Genomic DNA, 14766 nt, shown 5'->3' on the forward strand with positions numbered 1-14766 from the left:
GTCAGCGCTCCCCCGACGTCAGGTGCGGGTGCTCCGCGACGAGCGCATCGATCGCCTCGGTGATCACCCGCACGCGAAGCAGCTCGGTGAGGTCGCGCGGCACGACAAGCCAGTAGGTGCGCTGGATGCGCAACTCTTTGGGCAGCACGCCGACGAGCTCCGGGTCGGCGCCGCCGATGTAGGTCGGCAGGATCCCGACGCCGAGGCCGGCGCGCGTCGCGCTGTGCTGACCGGTGATGTTGTTCGTCTGCAGCCGGGCGTGGCCGCGCGGCAGCAGCTCGTCGAGGATCCGCAGCGGCGCGACATCGAGCAAGGCCTCGACGTACCAGATGAGGTCGTGGTCGCGCCGCAGCTCGTCGACCGAGCTGGGGGTGCCGTGCCGCTCGAGGTAGTCGCGCGACGCGTAGGCGCGCAGCTCGTAGTCGGCGAGGTGCCGCACCGCCGCCGCCCGCGGCGAGGGCTTCTCGAGCGTGACGGCGACATCGAAGTCGCGCGCGGTGATGAGGTCGTGGCTCGTCGCGGTGATGACCTCGAGCGAGAGGCCGGGGTGCGCGTCCAGCAGCGGCCGCAGTCCCGGCACGAGCACGTTCGCCCCGAATCCGTCCGGCGCGAGGAGCCGCGCCGTGCCGCTCAGCTCGCCCGGTCGCGAGACGACAGCCTCGAGCGCGCGCGCGACGCTCGACTCGACCGCCTCCGCGTGCGGCAGGATCAGCCGCGCCGAGTCGGTGACGCGCCACCCCTGCGGCGTGCGGTCGAACATGCGCACACCGAGCTCCTGCTCGAGCCGGCTGATGCGGCGCGAGACCGTCGTCTCGTCGACCTCCAGGCGCGCCGCGGCGTCTCGCAAGCGTCCGGTTCGCGCGACCTCGAGCAGGAATCTCAGGTTCTCGGCATCCACGCATCCATTGTGCCCGCCGCCCTGCACTTCTGCAGTCTCGCCTGCGCGCTTAGTCGTTGACGCCTGCATCCGTGCCAAGCGATGCTGGACGCATCCACACCCTCTGACGGGTCCGACCACGAAGGCGTGCAACCGGTGAGCATCGACATCAACACCCCTCCCATCCTCCGATTCGGCGCGGGCGGCGTCGACAGCATCGGCGAGCTGCTCCAGACCCTCGGGGCCGAGCGGCCGATCGTCGTGACCGACGGCTTCCTCGTCTCGACGGGCCTCGCGGCGAGGGTGGCGGATGCGCTCACGGCGGCGGGCCTGGAGGCCGCGGTCTACGACGGCACGATCCCCGACCCGACGACCGACTCTCTCGAGACCGGGCTCGAGGCGATCCGCGCGCACGAGGCCGACAGCATCGTCGCGCTCGGCGGCGGCAGCCCGATCGACACCGCGAAGGCGCTCTCTGCGCTCGCGGTACGCGGCGGCCACATGCGCGAGCTCAAGGCGCCGTTCCAGTTCACCGGCCCGGCGCTCCCGGTCATCGCGGTGCCGACAACCGCCGGCACGGGGTCGGAGGTGACGCAGTTCACGATCATCACCGACAGCGAGACAAACGAGAAGATGCTCTGCGCGGGGCCCGGCTACCTGCCGAAGGCCGCGGTCGTCGACTTCGAGCTCACCGTCTCGATGCCGGCGCGCCTCACCGCCGACACGGGCATCGACGCGCTCACCCACGCGATCGAGGCGTACGTGAGCCGCAAGGCCAACCCGATCTCGGACACCTACGCGCTCGCCGCGATCTCGCGCATCGGCCGCTACCTGCGCCGCGCCTACCGCGACGGCGGCGACCGCGAGGCGCGCGAGGAGATGATGACGGCGGCGACCCTCGCCGGCATGGCGTTCTCGAACGCCTCGGTCGCGCTCGTGCACGGCATGAGCCGGCCGCTCGGCGCCCACTTCCACATCGCGCACGGGATGGCGAACGCGATGCTCTTCGCCGAGATCACGGCCTTCTCGGTCGAGCACGCCGTCGAGCGCTACGCGACGTGCGCCCGCACGCTCGGGGTCGCATCCGACGCCGACTCCGACGCCGCAGCTGCCGACGCGCTCGTGCGGGAGCTGCGCACCCTCGCCCGCGAGGTCGAGGTGCCGACGCCCGCGACGCGCGGCATCGACCGCGCCGAGTGGGACGAGCGCGTGCCCGTCATGGCGCAGCAGGCGCTCGCCTCCGGCTCGCCGAACAACAACCCGCGCGTGCCGACGGCCGAGGAGATCGAGCAGCTCTACGCCGCCATCTACGAGTAGGCCCCTCCCCCGCTGGCTGAGCCGGTCCGCGCCGAAGGCGCAGATCGTGTCGAAGCCCACCCACGAACCCAACGCAACCAGGAGCATCCATGACCATCACCGAGCAGTCCACCGAGACCGCCACCGTCCACCACTGGATCGGCGGCGCCGCCCACGAGTCGGGCAGCGGCCGCACCGCGCCCGTCTACGACCCCGCCCGCGGCGTCGTGACGAAGCACGTCGCACTCGCCGACGACGCCGACGTGCGCGCCGCGATCGACGCCGCCCAGGCCGCCTTCCCGGCCTGGCGCGATCTGTCGATCGCCCGCAAGCAGGCGATCATGTTCCGCTTCCGCGAGCTGCTCAACGAGCGCCGCGACGAGCTCGCCGAGATCATCACGAGCGAGCACGGCAAGGTGCTCTCGGATGCGGGCGGCGAGATCGCGCGCGGGCTCGAGGTCGTCGAGCTCGCGACCGCGTTCCCGAACCTGCTGAAGGGCGCGTACTCGGAGAACGTCTCGACCGGCGTCGACGTCTTCTCGGTCAAGCAGCCGCTCGGCGTCGTGGGCATCATCAGCCCGTTCAACTTCCCCGCGATGGTGCCGCTGTGGTTCTTCCCGGTCGCGATCGCCGCGGGCAACACCGTCGTGCTGAAGCCGTCCGAGAAGGACCCGTCCGCGGCGATGTGGATGGCGGAGCTGCTCAAGGAGGCGGGCCTCCCCGACGGCGTCTTCAACGTGCTGCACGGCGACAAGGTCGCCGTCGACGGGCTGCTGACCGCGCCCGAGGTGCAGGCGCTCTCGTTCGTCGGCTCGACGCCGATCGCGCAGTACATCTACGAGACCGCGGCGAAGCACGGCAAGCGCGTGCAGGCGCTCGGCGGCGCGAAGAACCACATGCTCGTGCTCCCCGACGCCGACCTCGACCTCGTCGCCGATGCGGCCGTCAACGCCGGCTTCGGCTCGGCGGGCGAGCGCTGCATGGCCGTCTCGGTCGTGCTCGCGATCGACTCGATCGCAGACGCGCTCATCGAGAAGGTGCAGGAGCGCGTCGCGACCCTGCGCATCGGCGACGGCCGCCGCGGCACCGACATGGGCCCGCTCATCACCGGTCAGCACCGCGACAAGGTCGCCGGCTACATCGACATCGCCGAGGCCGACGGCGCGAAGGTCGTCATCGACGGCCGCGGCATCGAGGTCGACGGCGACGCCGACGGCTTCTGGCTCGGCCCGACCCTGCTCGACAACGTGCCCACTTCGTCGAAGGCCTACCAGGAGGAGATCTTCGGACCCGTCCTCTCGGTCGTGCGCATCAAGTCGTTCGAGGAGGGCGTCGAGCTCATCAACACGGGCGTGTTCGGCAACGGCACCGCGATCTTCACGAACGACGGCGGCGCGGCCCGCAAGTTCCAGAACGAGATCCAGGTCGGCATGGTCGGCATCAATGTGCCGATCCCCGTGCCCGTCGCCTACCACTCGTTCGGCGGCTGGAAGCAGTCGCTCTTCGGCTCCTCGAAGGCCTACGGCGCCGCGGGCTTCGACTTCTTCACGCGCGAGAAGGCGATCACGCAGCGCTGGCTCGACCCGAGCCACGGCGGCCTCAACCTCGGCTTCCCCGAGAACTGAGACAGCGGATGCGTAGGGAAGACCTGCGCCGGCGGGGTGCCGTCGTCACCGGTGGTGGCGGCGGCATCGGCCGTTCGATCGCGCTCGCGCTCGCTGGAGCCGAGATGGACGTCGTCGTCGCCGACATCGAGCTCGAGGCGGCCGAGCGCGTGCGCGACGAGCTGCGCGCGATCGGCCGCCGGGCGATCGCCGTGCGGACGGACGTGTCGCAGCCCGATGACGTCGAGGCGCTCGCCGACGTCGCCTACGCCGAGCTCGGCGACATCGCCGTGCTCGTGAACAATGCGGGCGTGACGTGGCGGCCGTACCGGGCGAGCTGGGATGCGTCGGTCGGCGACTTCGAGTGGATCATGCGCGTGAACTTCTGGGGCGCCTTCCACGGGCACCGGGCCTTCGTGCCGCGCATGGCCGCGTCGCCGCTCCCTGCGCACATCGTGAACACTTCGTCGATCGCGACCCTGAAGCCGACACCCGGCCACGCGGCGTACACGGCGTCGAAGGCGGCGATCGACGGGTTCTCGCTCGCGACGCGGGCCGAGTATGCGGCCGCCGGGCTCGGCATCGGCGTCACCGTGCTCTACCCCGGTCCAGTGCAGACCGGCTTCGCGACGAGCGAGCGCCTGCGCCCAACGGCCGAGCGCGCCGACGCGCGCAGCGTTGTGCCGTGGCAGACGTACACCGACGGCGAGCCGATGCAGGCTGGCGCCGAGGCACCCGGCGCGATCGACCCGGCCGCCGTCGGCCCGCTGATGCTCGACGCGATCGAGCACGACCGCCCGTACGCCATGACGCATCCGCTGCCGCCGTACGTGCACGAGCGCACCCGCCTGCTCAACGAGTCAGCGGCAAGGCTATAAGGCTCCGAGACACGAGATACGACCAGCGTGTCGACGCCTCAGTGTTCCCAGCGAGCGGCAGCGCCTTTGCGATCGCGGAGGCGCCGGCATCGGCCCACATGCACGCCCGACGCGCGCAGCAGTTCATCAAGAGGCAAGCCACACTGGATGCACGTCGCATTGAGGCTTGCGTTTCTTGGCTCGGGGCGGCGCGCTCGATCGCTCGACGGAACCGGATCTTCCTTGGGGACTGCTGCGGCTGCCGCTGGTGCTGCCGCGGCAGCCGCTGCACGGGCAGCATCACGCTGAGCCGCAAGAGCCTGTTCACGACGGAACGCTTCGGCAGCAGCTTCCGCAGCTTGGAGTGCTAGGACTCGAATTCGCGCCGCTTCGGCGTCGCGACGCTCTTGAGCCTCGACTGCGGCTCGCGCAAGCTGCGCCAGTACGCAACACACCGGGCCGTCCTCGTTAACTTGCACCTCGGACAAGGACATCAAAGCGAGACCGACGTCCCGCCCCTTGGCGGCCATCGTCAGGCCGAGTTCAGAACTTGTCGCAACGGCGAGCTCCTCGGTGATGGGGTTTAGGAAGAACACCAAGGAACCGGCTTCGCGAGCCGCCTCTTGCACTTCTCGCAACCGGAACTCGTTCCTCGCCGAACTCCCGCGCGTTCGCGACAGGCTTGTGTGACCCCAAAGCCAGATGTCGACTATGCCCTGCGCCCGGTACGAACGATGACGCTGTTGCCAAGCCGCGACGGTCATGCCCGCGTACTGCACCTCGAAGGCAACCCGCTCGCCACCTGGCAAGGTCAGCATGACGTCAGCCACGTTCGATCGTTGGGTATCAGAAGCGGCTTCGACCTCGATGACTGAGTCCTGGCTGACCCGACGGAGCCATCGTTCAACGACTGCTTTCCCTTGACGATGGTGAACAGTCTCTGCTCCGTGCCTACCCCCTCCCCTGAAGTGCGCGAAGCCGTCTCTAGCTCTGCTCCGAGCGACGGTCGTTAAGTCTGGCGAGCTGCAGTCTTTGATCATGCATCGAAGCTGCGTCTTGGTCCAATCGCGCAACTCTTGTGCGGAACCATCCGGAAGCACGAAGAGTTGGCCGGCTTTGTCCGGGGCGCGATACGCAGCCGCGATTAACCGGGTCTCGCCGTCATCAAGGAAGGCAGCGATCTGTTCACGCGTGTGCAACGCCGTAGTAGCCACTCAGGCACCCTACTTTCGGGCACCAACTACGGAGCGAGCGAGCGCTAGTCTCGCCCCATGCCGGAGCGCACCACGTACCTGCTGATCGACGGCGAGAACATCGACGCCACGCTCGGCGTCTCGATCCTCGACCGCCGCCCGGAGCCGCAGGAGCGCCCCCGCTGGAACAAGGTGCTCGACTTCGCCGAGCGCGCATGGCAGCAGCCGGTGAAGGGCCTGTTCTTCCTCGCGGTCTCGCACGAGCTGCCGGCGTCGTTCGTGCAGGCGCTCATCGCGATGGGCTACCGGCCGGTGCCGCTGAGCGGCGAGGGCAAGGTCGTCGACATCGCGATCCAGAAGACGGCGGATGCGTTGGCCGCACGGGCAGACGACGTCATGCTCGTGAGCCACGACCGGGACTTCGCACTGCAGATGCAGCGCCTAGCCGAGGACGGCGCGCGCCGCGTCGGCATCGTCGGCTTCGGCGAATTCATGGCCGGCGACCTGCGCGACGTCGACGGCATCGAGTTCTTCGACTTGGAGTACGACGTCGCCGCGTTCACGAGCCGCCTGCCGCGCGTGCGCATCATCCCGATCGACGAATTCAACCCGCTCGAATTCCTCTGACCTGCAGCCCTCCGAGGGCTCTCGGGCGCACTCGGATGCGTTGGGCGAGATCGCGCGCGATTGAGGTCGTCGAGCTCGCGAGCGCGTTCCCGCTCATGACGAAGGGCGAGTCCTCGGAGAACGTCTCGACCGGCGTCGACGCCCACTCGCTCCGGCAGCCGCTCGGCGTCGTGTGCATCATCAGCCCGTTCAACTTCCCGGCGATAGTGCCGTTGTGGTTCGCGCCGATCGCGCTCGCGGCCGGCAACTCGGTCGTGCTGAAGCCCTCCGAGAAGGACCCATCGGCCGCGGTGTTCATCGCCGAGCTCTACGCCGAGGCGGGCTACGAGACTGGCTCGAAGCACGGCAAGCGCGTGCAGGCGCTCGGCTGCGCGAAGAACCACATGCTCGTGCTGCCCGAGGCCGACCTCGACGTCACCGCCGACGCGGCGGCGAACGCCGGCTTCGGCTCGGCGGGCGACCGCTGCATGGCGATCTCGGTGGTCGTCGCGGTCGAGTCGATCGCCACGAGCTGCAGGCGAAGATCGCAGAGCGGATGCAGGGCATTCGCACCGGGGACGGCACGCGCGACAACGACATGGGCCCGCTCATCTCGGCCGCGCACCGCGACAAGGTCGTCGGCTACAACGGCACCGCCGAGGGCGATAGCGCGACGGTCGTGGTCGCGGTCGTGACCGGAGGTCGACGGCGACCCGAACGGCTTCTGGGCGAACCCCACGCTGCTCGACGAGGTGCCGACGGAGTCGAAGGCGTACCAGGAGGAGATCCTCGGCCCGGTGCTCCGATCGTGCGAGTCGCCTCGTACGAGGAGGGTCTCGAGCTCATCAACGCGAACCCGTTCGGCAACGGCACGGCGATCTTCGCGAACGACGGCGGCGCCGCGCGCCGGTTCCAGAACGAGGTGCAGGTGAGCATGGTGGGCGTGAACGTGCCGATCCCGGTGCCCGTCGGCTACCGCTCGTTCGGCGGCTGGAAGCAGTCGGCGTTCGGCCAGGGCAAGGCCTACGGCAAGCACGCGTTCGACTTCTACACCGTGAGAAGGTCGTCACGAGCCGCTGGCTCGACCCGAGCCACGGCGGTCTGAACCTCGGATTCCCGAGCAACTGACGCACAGCCAGACTGCGGATGCGTCGGCGCGGAGGAGCTCGGACGTCTCAGCGAGCTGCACCATCGGACCGAGCATCTCCATGAGCGCGAGGGCCTGTGCGTGGGCGACGTCCGTCGCACCCGCGCAGGCATCCGTCACGACGGTGACCCGCCCGCCCGCGTCGACAGCCCCGAGCACCGTCGAGAGCACGCAGCAGCCGCTCACGACGCCTGCCACCAGCGGGTCGTGCCCGTCGGTCGCGGCGGCGAGCGCGTCGCCCCCCTTCGAGAACGTCGGTAGGGTGATGACGGCGTCGTCGTCGCCGGGCGTGCGGGTGAGTTCCCACACGGCCGAGTCCGGCTCCTCGCGGCAGCCCGACCAGCGGTCGTAGTAGCCGCGCCAGCTGCCGTGCTTGGCGGGGTCGCGCACGAAGCACGTCCGCAGCACGGGGCCGGATGCCGCCTCGACGAGCCGCTCGATGCGCTCGGCCGGCGCGTCGTAGCCGGGCGTCGCCCACTCGCTCTCGCGGAAGATTTGCTGCATGTCGATGGCGACGAGGGCGGTCATGCACCGCCAGTCTCACGCGCGGGCTCCGCCGCGCACCCGGCGCTGTTCGCCTCCACGCACCTCGGCATCAACATCCTCTCGAACCAGCAGCGCGACACCCTCGCCAAGTTCGCGGGGAAGTCGCTCGAAGAACGCCGTCAGCGGCAGCGGCCTGACCGCGTCCAGCGACGCATCGAACGACAAGCCGCTGCCGGCCGCCTGGAACGGGAGGAACGCCCGCAGCCGGAAGCGCGCCCACAGCGGCGCGTGCACGCGCAGCTGCCACAACAGATTCGCCGGAATCGCAGCGGCGATGCGTCGGCCTCCCGCCGCCGATCGCGATGGCGGTCCGGCTCGGCCAGCACGTGCAGCAGCGCAATGAGCTCGGGGAGCTCGCTCGGCGCGATGACGACGTCGTCCGCGCGCGCACCTCAGCGACGTCCACCCACTGCACCAAGGTCATGGCGGGGTGCGACTAGAGCCGACGATCGCTTAGATTGGGACAGGTTGGATCCACCGCCAGTGCGTCGTGAAAAACGCTGCACATGCCCGCACCTGCGGCTAGGGTTTAAGAAACCGGGCCAAACCCGGTCAGACTCGGTGCAGGAGGCGTCTCGTGACTGAGCCCTGGCTGTCGGCAGACGACATCGCCGCGCATCTCGGCGTAAGGAAAGACACCGTCTACGCCTGGATTGCGGAGAAAGAGATGCCCGCCCACAAGGTCGGTCGCCTCTGGAAGTTCCAGGCGAGCGAGATCGACGAGTGGGTGCGGAGCGGCCGCGCCGGGACGGCGGATGAAGAGTGAGCGGCGCGGTGGCTCACCGGGGCTCATGGCACGATGTGGGGGAGGCGCGATCCGATGAGGCTTAACCTCAAGTCCGTCGAGCACCGCGTCAGGCCGCTCGGTGGACGTAGCCACTACGACCGCGAGTTCATCTTCGAGCTGCTGGCTGCCTACGGACGCTCGTCGAGCAACATCACGCGACTGCGCAACGGCTCGCTCAACGTTGCCGACGATCCGTCGACCGAGGTCGCGCAGAAGAACGTCATCTACTTCAAGGAGACGACGGACGATCTTCTGGCCGTGATCGATGAGCTCCGCAGCGCCCCGACCGTGGTTCGCTACAACACTCGCTTCGTCGTCGTCACCGACTACGAAGAGCTGCTGGCCGTCGACACGAAAACGAACGACTCGCTCGCCATTCCGATCTCGGACATCGACAAGCACTTCACATTCTTCCTACCCTGGGCGGGCATGGAGAAGGCGCAGTACGTTGCCGAGGCCCACGCGGATGTCAAAGCCGCGGAGCGGATGGCGAAGCTATTCGACGAGTTGCTGGCGCTAAATCCCGAGCTCAACACCACAACGATCGGGCGTCACGCGCTCAACGTCTTCTTCGCGCGGCTGCTCTTCTGTTTCTTCGCAGAGGACACCGGCATCTTCAAAGAGGGGCAATTCACCGAGGCCGTTGGTACGCTGACGCAACCTGATGGCTCGGATGCCCACCAGTTCCTAACCGACCTGTTCACGGCGCTGGACACCGCCGAACCAGCCGACAAGCCCGCTCATCTTGCGAGCTTCCCCTACGTCAATGGGCGCCTGTTCACGGTCGAGGAACATCACACGGTGCCGGCCTTCAACAGGAGAGCTCGTGATCTGCTGCTGGAGAGCGGTCGGCTGCTCTGGAACGAGATCAACCCCGACATCTTTGGTTCGATGTTCCAGGCAGTCGTGACGCCTGGTCAGCGCTCCGATCTCGGGCAGCACTACACGTCGGTGCCGAACATCCTCAAGACCATCGAGCCGTTGTTCCTCGATGGACTCAAGGAGCAGTTCGATGCTGCCTTCGACAGCGCGCCCAAGCTGGAGGCACTGCTGCGGCGAGTCGCGCAGATCAAGGTCTTCGACCCCGCCTGTGGCTCTGGCAACTTCCTCGTCATCGCCTACAAGGAGCTGCGCAAACTCGAGCACGCGATTCTGGAGCGGCTCGCACAGCTCGATAGCCGTCACCAGACGCTGTACGCCGAGTCGAAGATCAACATCGAGAACTTCTACGGACTGGAGCTGGACGACTTCGCGGCCGAGGTCGCGATCCTCTCACTCTGGATCGCCAAGCACCAGATGAACCGGGAGTTCTTCGAAAAGTTCAAGCTCAACATCCCCCTTATCCCGCTGAAGGAGACGGGCCAGGTCAAGCAGGGCAACGCCGCGCGAATCGACTGGAACACGGTCTGCCCAAACGACGGTGTTGAGGAGATCTACCTCATCGGGAACCCGCCCTACGCCGGCTCAAGCATGCAGTCCGCCTCGCAGAAGGACGATTTTGGTTATGTGTTCGGGCGTCGGACGTTCTCAAAGAACCTCGACTACATTGCTCTGTGGTTCGTCAAGGGCGCCGACTACATCCGCGGCACGAGGGCTGAACTCGCCTTTGTGACCACGAACTCGGTTGCCCAGGGCGAGCACGTCGGACTCATGTTCCCGACGATCTTCGACATGGGCCTGGAGATCGGGTTCGCCTATACGTCGTTCAAGTGGGAGAACAACGCCAAGCGCAACGCTGGCGTAACCGTTGCAGTGATCAACCTCCGAAACCCCAAGCCCGGGCCAAAGTATCTGTACACAGAAAATCTACGGGTCGAGGCGTCGCGAATCAATGGCTATCTTGCTGACGGGCCTTCGGTCCTGATTCAACGCGAATCTCGCCCTCGTTCGCGCGCGCTGGAGCGGATGGTGCGTGGCTCACAGGCTTCTGACCAAGGCTGGCTCATTCTTGAGGCTGAACAGCGGGACGAAATGCTTAGAGAAGCGCCTGAAGCGAGCAAGTTTCTGAAGCGTTACGTAGGGTCATCCGAGTTTATCAATGACATCGAGCGCTATTGCCTATGGATTGAAGATGCAGATGCGGGTGAGGCGACTCAGATCCCAAGTATCGACGCGCGGCTGAGAAAGGTGGTGGAATTTAGAAGCGGTCGAAACGATAAGTCGACCCGGGATTTCGCGGCGCGTCCTTGGCGCTTCAAGCAGCCTGCTTATAAGCCAACTGCGTCGGTCGTCGTTCCGAGTACTTCCTCAGAACGACGTAAGTACATTCCGATCGGATACCTCCCTGCGGGCTACGTTGTGTCGAATGCCGCCTATGTTGTCTATGACGCTCAACCGTGGCTTTTTGCGCTCCTGACGTCGCGCATGCATATGGTTTGGACGAGAGCCGTCGCAGGACGGATGAAGACCGACTTCCGCTACACGAACACAATCGTCTATCACAACTTCCCGGCACCGTCCCTGGCAGCCTCCGCCAAGGAGCAGCTCGCTGAAGCCGCCTTCCGCGTGCTCGACGTGCGCGAGTACCACTCCGAGAAGACGCTGGCGGAGCTGTACGACCCCGACCTGATGCCCGACGACCTCCGCCTGGCCCACCAGGAGCTGGACGAGCTCGTGGACGCGGCTTACCGCAAGCGCGGCTTCGACGGCGACGAGGAGCGACTGTCATACCTCTTCGGTATGTATGAACAGATGACTGCCGAGGAGAGCGCAAGTGACTGAGATCAAGAAGCCGACGAACATCGCGAACGTCACGTATGCGCAGACCGGAAACAGTGTGCACACCAACGAGCTCGGCATGCGCGAGATGCAGCAGCGCGTCTGGGAGCAGCGCGGTACGCAGTACCTGCTCGTCAAAGCACCGCCGGCCTCGGGCAAGTCGCGAGCCCTCATGTTCGTCGCGCTCGACAAGCTCTACTACCAGGGCCGGAAGAAGGTCATCGTCGCCGTACCCGAGCGGTCCATTGGCGGATCGTTCTCGACGACGAACTTGAGCCGTTTCGGCTTCTTCGCGGACTGGGAGATTAAGGAGAAGAACAACCTCTGTACGCCCGGCTCGTCGTCGGGCAAGGTGCAGCAGTTTATTGATTTCCTGGAGGGGCCGGACGCCACCCTCGTCTGCACCCACGCCACGCTGCGCTTCGCCTACGAGAAGCTGCCCGCTTCTGCGTTCGACGGCGCGGTGCTCGCCATCGACGAGTTTCACCACGTCTCGGCTGATACTTCCAGCAACCGTCTGGGTGACCTGCTCAAGGGCGTCATGGCCGGATCGGATGCGCACATCGTCGCGATGACCGGCTCGTACTTCCGAGGCGACTCGGTGCCGGTGCTTCTGCCGGAGGACGAGGCGAAGTTCACTCCGGTCACGTTCAACTACTACGACCAGCTCAATGGCTACGAGCACCTCAAGTCGCTTGGCATCGGGCACCACTTCTACCAGGGCCGTTACACGAGCGCGATCCACGAGATCCTCGATCTCGACAAGAAGACGATTATCCACATCCCGAGCGTCAACAGCGGCGAGTCCACCAAGGACAAGATCGAGGAGGTCGGCTTCATCCTCGATGCCATCGGCGAGGTCATTTCGACCGAGACCGAGGAATCGAATGTCATGCGGATTCGCCGCCGCGACAACGGCGAGCTCGTGCGCGTGGCGGATCTCGTCGACGATACCGACCAGATCGCCCGTGCTGAGACGCTCCACTACCTGACCTCGGTCGCCTCGAAGGAGCGTGATGCGGTGGACATCATCATCGCGCTCGGCATGGCCAAGGAGGGCTTCGATTGGCCCTTCGCGGAGCACGCCCTGACCGTCGGTTACAGGGCGTCGCTCACCGAGGTCATCCAAATCATCGGGCGAGTCACGCGCGATAGCCCCGGCAAGAAGCACGCTCAGTTCACCAACCTCATCGCCCAGCCGGACGCGACCACCGATGAGGTGAAGCTGTCGGTCAACAACATGCTCAAGGCGATCACCGCCTCGCTACTCATGGAGCAGGTGCTGGCACCGAACTTCACGTTCAAGACGAAGACCGGCAACGACGACGCCCCGCAGCCGGGAGAGCTCCGGATTAAGGGGTTCAAGGAGCCGTCGACCGATCGAGTGAAGCAGATCGTCGCCACCGACCTGAATGACCTCAAGGCGACCATCCTGCAGAACGACACCTTCGTCAAGGCCGCGGCAGGCAACCTCGACGCCGAAGTCAACAACAAGGTGCTGATCCCGAAAATCATCCGGGAGAAGTATCCCGACCTCAACGAGACCCAGATAGAGGAGCTGCGTCAGCAGGTCGTCGTCGACTCCGTTATCAAGAACGGCGAGGTGCGCGAGGTTGGCGACAAGCGGTTCATCAAGATGTCGGACAAGTTCGTCAACATCGATGACATCGACATCAATCTAATCGACAAGGTCAACCCGTTCCAGCGCGCCTTCGAGGTGCTCTCGAAGTCGGTGACGCCGCAGGTGCTGCGCATCATTCAGGACACGATCACGGCGACCCGTGTCGAGATCACCGAGGAAGAGGCGCGGCTGCTCTGGCCGAAGATTCAACAGTTCGCCAAGGTCAACCGACGCCAACCCGACGTACGCAGCGATGACCCGACCGAGAAGCGTTACGCCGAAGCGCTGCTGTTCCTACGCAAGAAGAAGCGCGAGCACGAAGCCCAGCAGAGGTTGCAGGAGTCATGAGCGATAACGACTTCCAGAGCATCTTCGACTCGGACGAAGACGGCCTCCTCGACACCCCAGAGAAGGCTCCCAAGCTCACCAGTGCCGACCGGCTCGAGCGGTCGTTCCTTGAGATCGTCGAATTCTACCGCGAGCACGAGCGGCCACCGCGCTCGGACACCAGAGAGATCGCGGAGCGCAAGCTCGGTGCACGTCTCGAAGGCATCCTGGCCAGCGACGACAAGAGCGCGGGGCTCAAGCACCTGGACGAATTCGGCTTGCTCGTCGAGCCGGAAGCGCCGGCCTCCCTCGATGATCTCCTCGAAGGTGACGATCTCGGGCTGCTCGACGACGACAGTGGGCTTCTCGATACCTCCGATCTGCCGCAGCGTAAGAGCCCGGAAGCATCGGCCGACGCGGCCCAGCGTGTGCGCGCAGAGGACTTCGAGCAGTTCGAGCCGCTGTTCCAGCAACAGCATGCAGAGCTCGCAAACGGCGCATCAAAGCTGGTGGCGTTCCCGGGGATGCAACACATCGTCGAGGGCGCGTTCTTCGTCCTCAATGGTGTGATGCTCTTTATCGCGGATGTTGGCGAGACCGAGTACAAGACCACCACCGTTCGCGTGAACCGCCGGGAACGGCTGCGCGTCATCTTCGAGAACGGGACCGAGTCCTCGATGTACCGACAGTCGCTCGGCATCCGCATGGGCGAGGGGCACGGCCAGGCTGTCGTTCCGGCAGAGTTCGAGTCAGTCCTGGCCGATGACGTCGCAACCGGCTACGTATACGTCCTGCGCTCGCTCAGCGACGACCCGCTGATCCAGGAAGTTCCCGACCTGCACAAGATCGGCTTCTCACGCGGCCCGGTCGAGAAACGCGTCGCTCACGCCGAGAGACAGCCGACATACTTGATGGCCCCTGTTGAGGTCGTTGCCAGCTACCGCACCTACAACCTCAAGACCTCGGCGCTCGAACATTTGCTGCACCGCGTGTTCAGCGACAAGCGCCTCCGTGTCAGTCAGGTTGGTAAGGACGGCCGCGTTTACGAACCCTCCGAGTGGTACTCCGTCCCTCTGCGTGTGATCGACCAGGCCATCGAACTGATTACGTCGGGCGACATTGTCGACTACGAGTACGACACTGAGGCTAGAGAGCTTCGGCTCCGCTGATGACGGCTATGAGCACAG

Annotated in this window: 12 protein-coding genes and 1 pseudogene; 9 read left to right on the top strand and 4 right to left on the bottom strand. The window is 66.0% G+C overall.

Features of this window, described 5'->3' with window-relative positions; all coding sequences use genetic code 11:
• Window position 1: 1 nt before the first annotated feature.
• Window positions 2–898 (bottom strand): LysR family transcriptional regulator, encoded by an 897-nt coding sequence (locus JQT67_RS03670; RefSeq protein WP_208063564.1) that lies wholly within the window; start codon window positions 896–898, stop codon window positions 2–4.
• A gap of 135 nt (window positions 899–1033) precedes the next feature.
• Here JQT67_RS03670 and JQT67_RS03675 point away from each other — a divergent pair, with 135 nt between their 5' ends.
• The 3 genes from JQT67_RS03675 (at window position 1034) to JQT67_RS03685 (ending at window position 4655) form a co-directional block, all read left to right on the top strand.
• Window positions 1034–2194: an iron-containing alcohol dehydrogenase gene (locus JQT67_RS03675; protein WP_307864194.1), complete on the top strand. Its 1161-nt coding sequence runs from the start codon at window positions 1034–1036 to the stop codon at window positions 2192–2194.
• An 89-nt stretch (window positions 2195–2283) separates the two neighbouring features.
• Complete coding sequence (locus JQT67_RS03680; protein ID WP_208063566.1) at window positions 2284–3798, top strand: CoA-acylating methylmalonate-semialdehyde dehydrogenase; 1515 nt, start codon at window positions 2284–2286, stop codon at window positions 3796–3798.
• Between the two features lie 8 nt (window positions 3799–3806).
• Window positions 3807–4655: an SDR family NAD(P)-dependent oxidoreductase gene (locus JQT67_RS03685; protein WP_208063567.1), complete on the top strand. Its 849-nt coding sequence runs from the start codon at window positions 3807–3809 to the stop codon at window positions 4653–4655.
• A gap of 38 nt (window positions 4656–4693) precedes the next feature.
• On the opposite strand, the gene JQT67_RS03690 is transcribed toward JQT67_RS03685, so the two are convergent.
• Window positions 4694–5464, bottom strand: a complete 771-nt coding sequence (locus tag JQT67_RS03690; RefSeq protein WP_374222116.1) for a hypothetical protein — start codon at window positions 5462–5464, stop codon at window positions 4694–4696.
• A gap of 441 nt (window positions 5465–5905) precedes the next feature.
• Here JQT67_RS03690 and JQT67_RS03695 point away from each other — a divergent pair, with 441 nt between their 5' ends.
• Together JQT67_RS03695 and JQT67_RS03700 are read left to right on the top strand one after the other, a co-directional pair.
• Window positions 5906–6454, top strand: a complete 549-nt coding sequence (locus JQT67_RS03695; protein WP_208063569.1) for an NYN domain-containing protein — start codon at window positions 5906–5908, stop codon at window positions 6452–6454.
• Window positions 6429–7561 (top strand): annotated as a pseudogene (locus JQT67_RS03700) (aldehyde dehydrogenase family protein); the annotation flags it as partial. The gene JQT67_RS03695 and the pseudogene JQT67_RS03700, both read left to right, overlap by 26 nt.
• Here the strand turns inward: JQT67_RS03700 and JQT67_RS03705 are convergent.
• Together JQT67_RS03705 and JQT67_RS03710 are read right to left on the bottom strand one after the other, a co-directional pair.
• Window positions 7500–8108, bottom strand: a complete 609-nt coding sequence (locus tag JQT67_RS03705) for a cysteine hydrolase family protein (protein WP_208063570.1) — start codon at window positions 8106–8108, stop codon at window positions 7500–7502. The pseudogene JQT67_RS03700 and the gene JQT67_RS03705 sit on opposite strands and share 62 nt — an antisense overlap.
• A 12-nt stretch (window positions 8109–8120) precedes the next feature.
• Window positions 8121–8360: a hypothetical protein gene (locus JQT67_RS03710; RefSeq protein WP_208063571.1), complete on the bottom strand. Its 240-nt coding sequence runs from the start codon at window positions 8358–8360 to the stop codon at window positions 8121–8123.
• A 343-nt stretch (window positions 8361–8703) separates the two neighbouring features.
• Between JQT67_RS03710 and JQT67_RS03715 the strand changes: the two genes are divergently transcribed.
• From JQT67_RS03715 to JQT67_RS03730, 4 genes are read left to right on the top strand one after another with little or no spacing between them, the layout of a single operon-like run.
• Window positions 8704–8892, top strand: coding sequence for a helix-turn-helix domain-containing protein (locus JQT67_RS03715; protein ID WP_208063572.1), 189 nt, complete (start codon window positions 8704–8706; stop codon window positions 8890–8892).
• A gap of 54 nt (window positions 8893–8946) precedes the next feature.
• Complete coding sequence (locus JQT67_RS03720) at window positions 8947–11634, top strand: DNA methyltransferase (RefSeq protein ID WP_208063573.1); 2688 nt, start codon at window positions 8947–8949, stop codon at window positions 11632–11634.
• Entirely contained in the window at window positions 11627–13600 is a 1974-nt protein-coding gene (locus JQT67_RS03725) for a DEAD/DEAH box helicase (RefSeq protein ID WP_208063574.1), read from the top strand. Before JQT67_RS03720 ends, JQT67_RS03725 begins: the two co-directional genes overlap by 8 nt.
• Entirely contained in the window at window positions 13597–14748 is a 1152-nt protein-coding gene (locus JQT67_RS03730) for a GIY-YIG nuclease family protein (RefSeq protein ID WP_208063575.1), read from the top strand. Before JQT67_RS03725 ends, JQT67_RS03730 begins: the two co-directional genes overlap by 4 nt.
• Window positions 14749–14766 lie beyond the last annotated feature (18 nt).

This window comes from Agrococcus sp. TF02-05 (genome assembly GCF_017565345.1).
Taxonomy (GTDB): domain Bacteria; phylum Actinomycetota; class Actinomycetes; order Actinomycetales; family Microbacteriaceae; genus Agrococcus; species Agrococcus pavilionensis.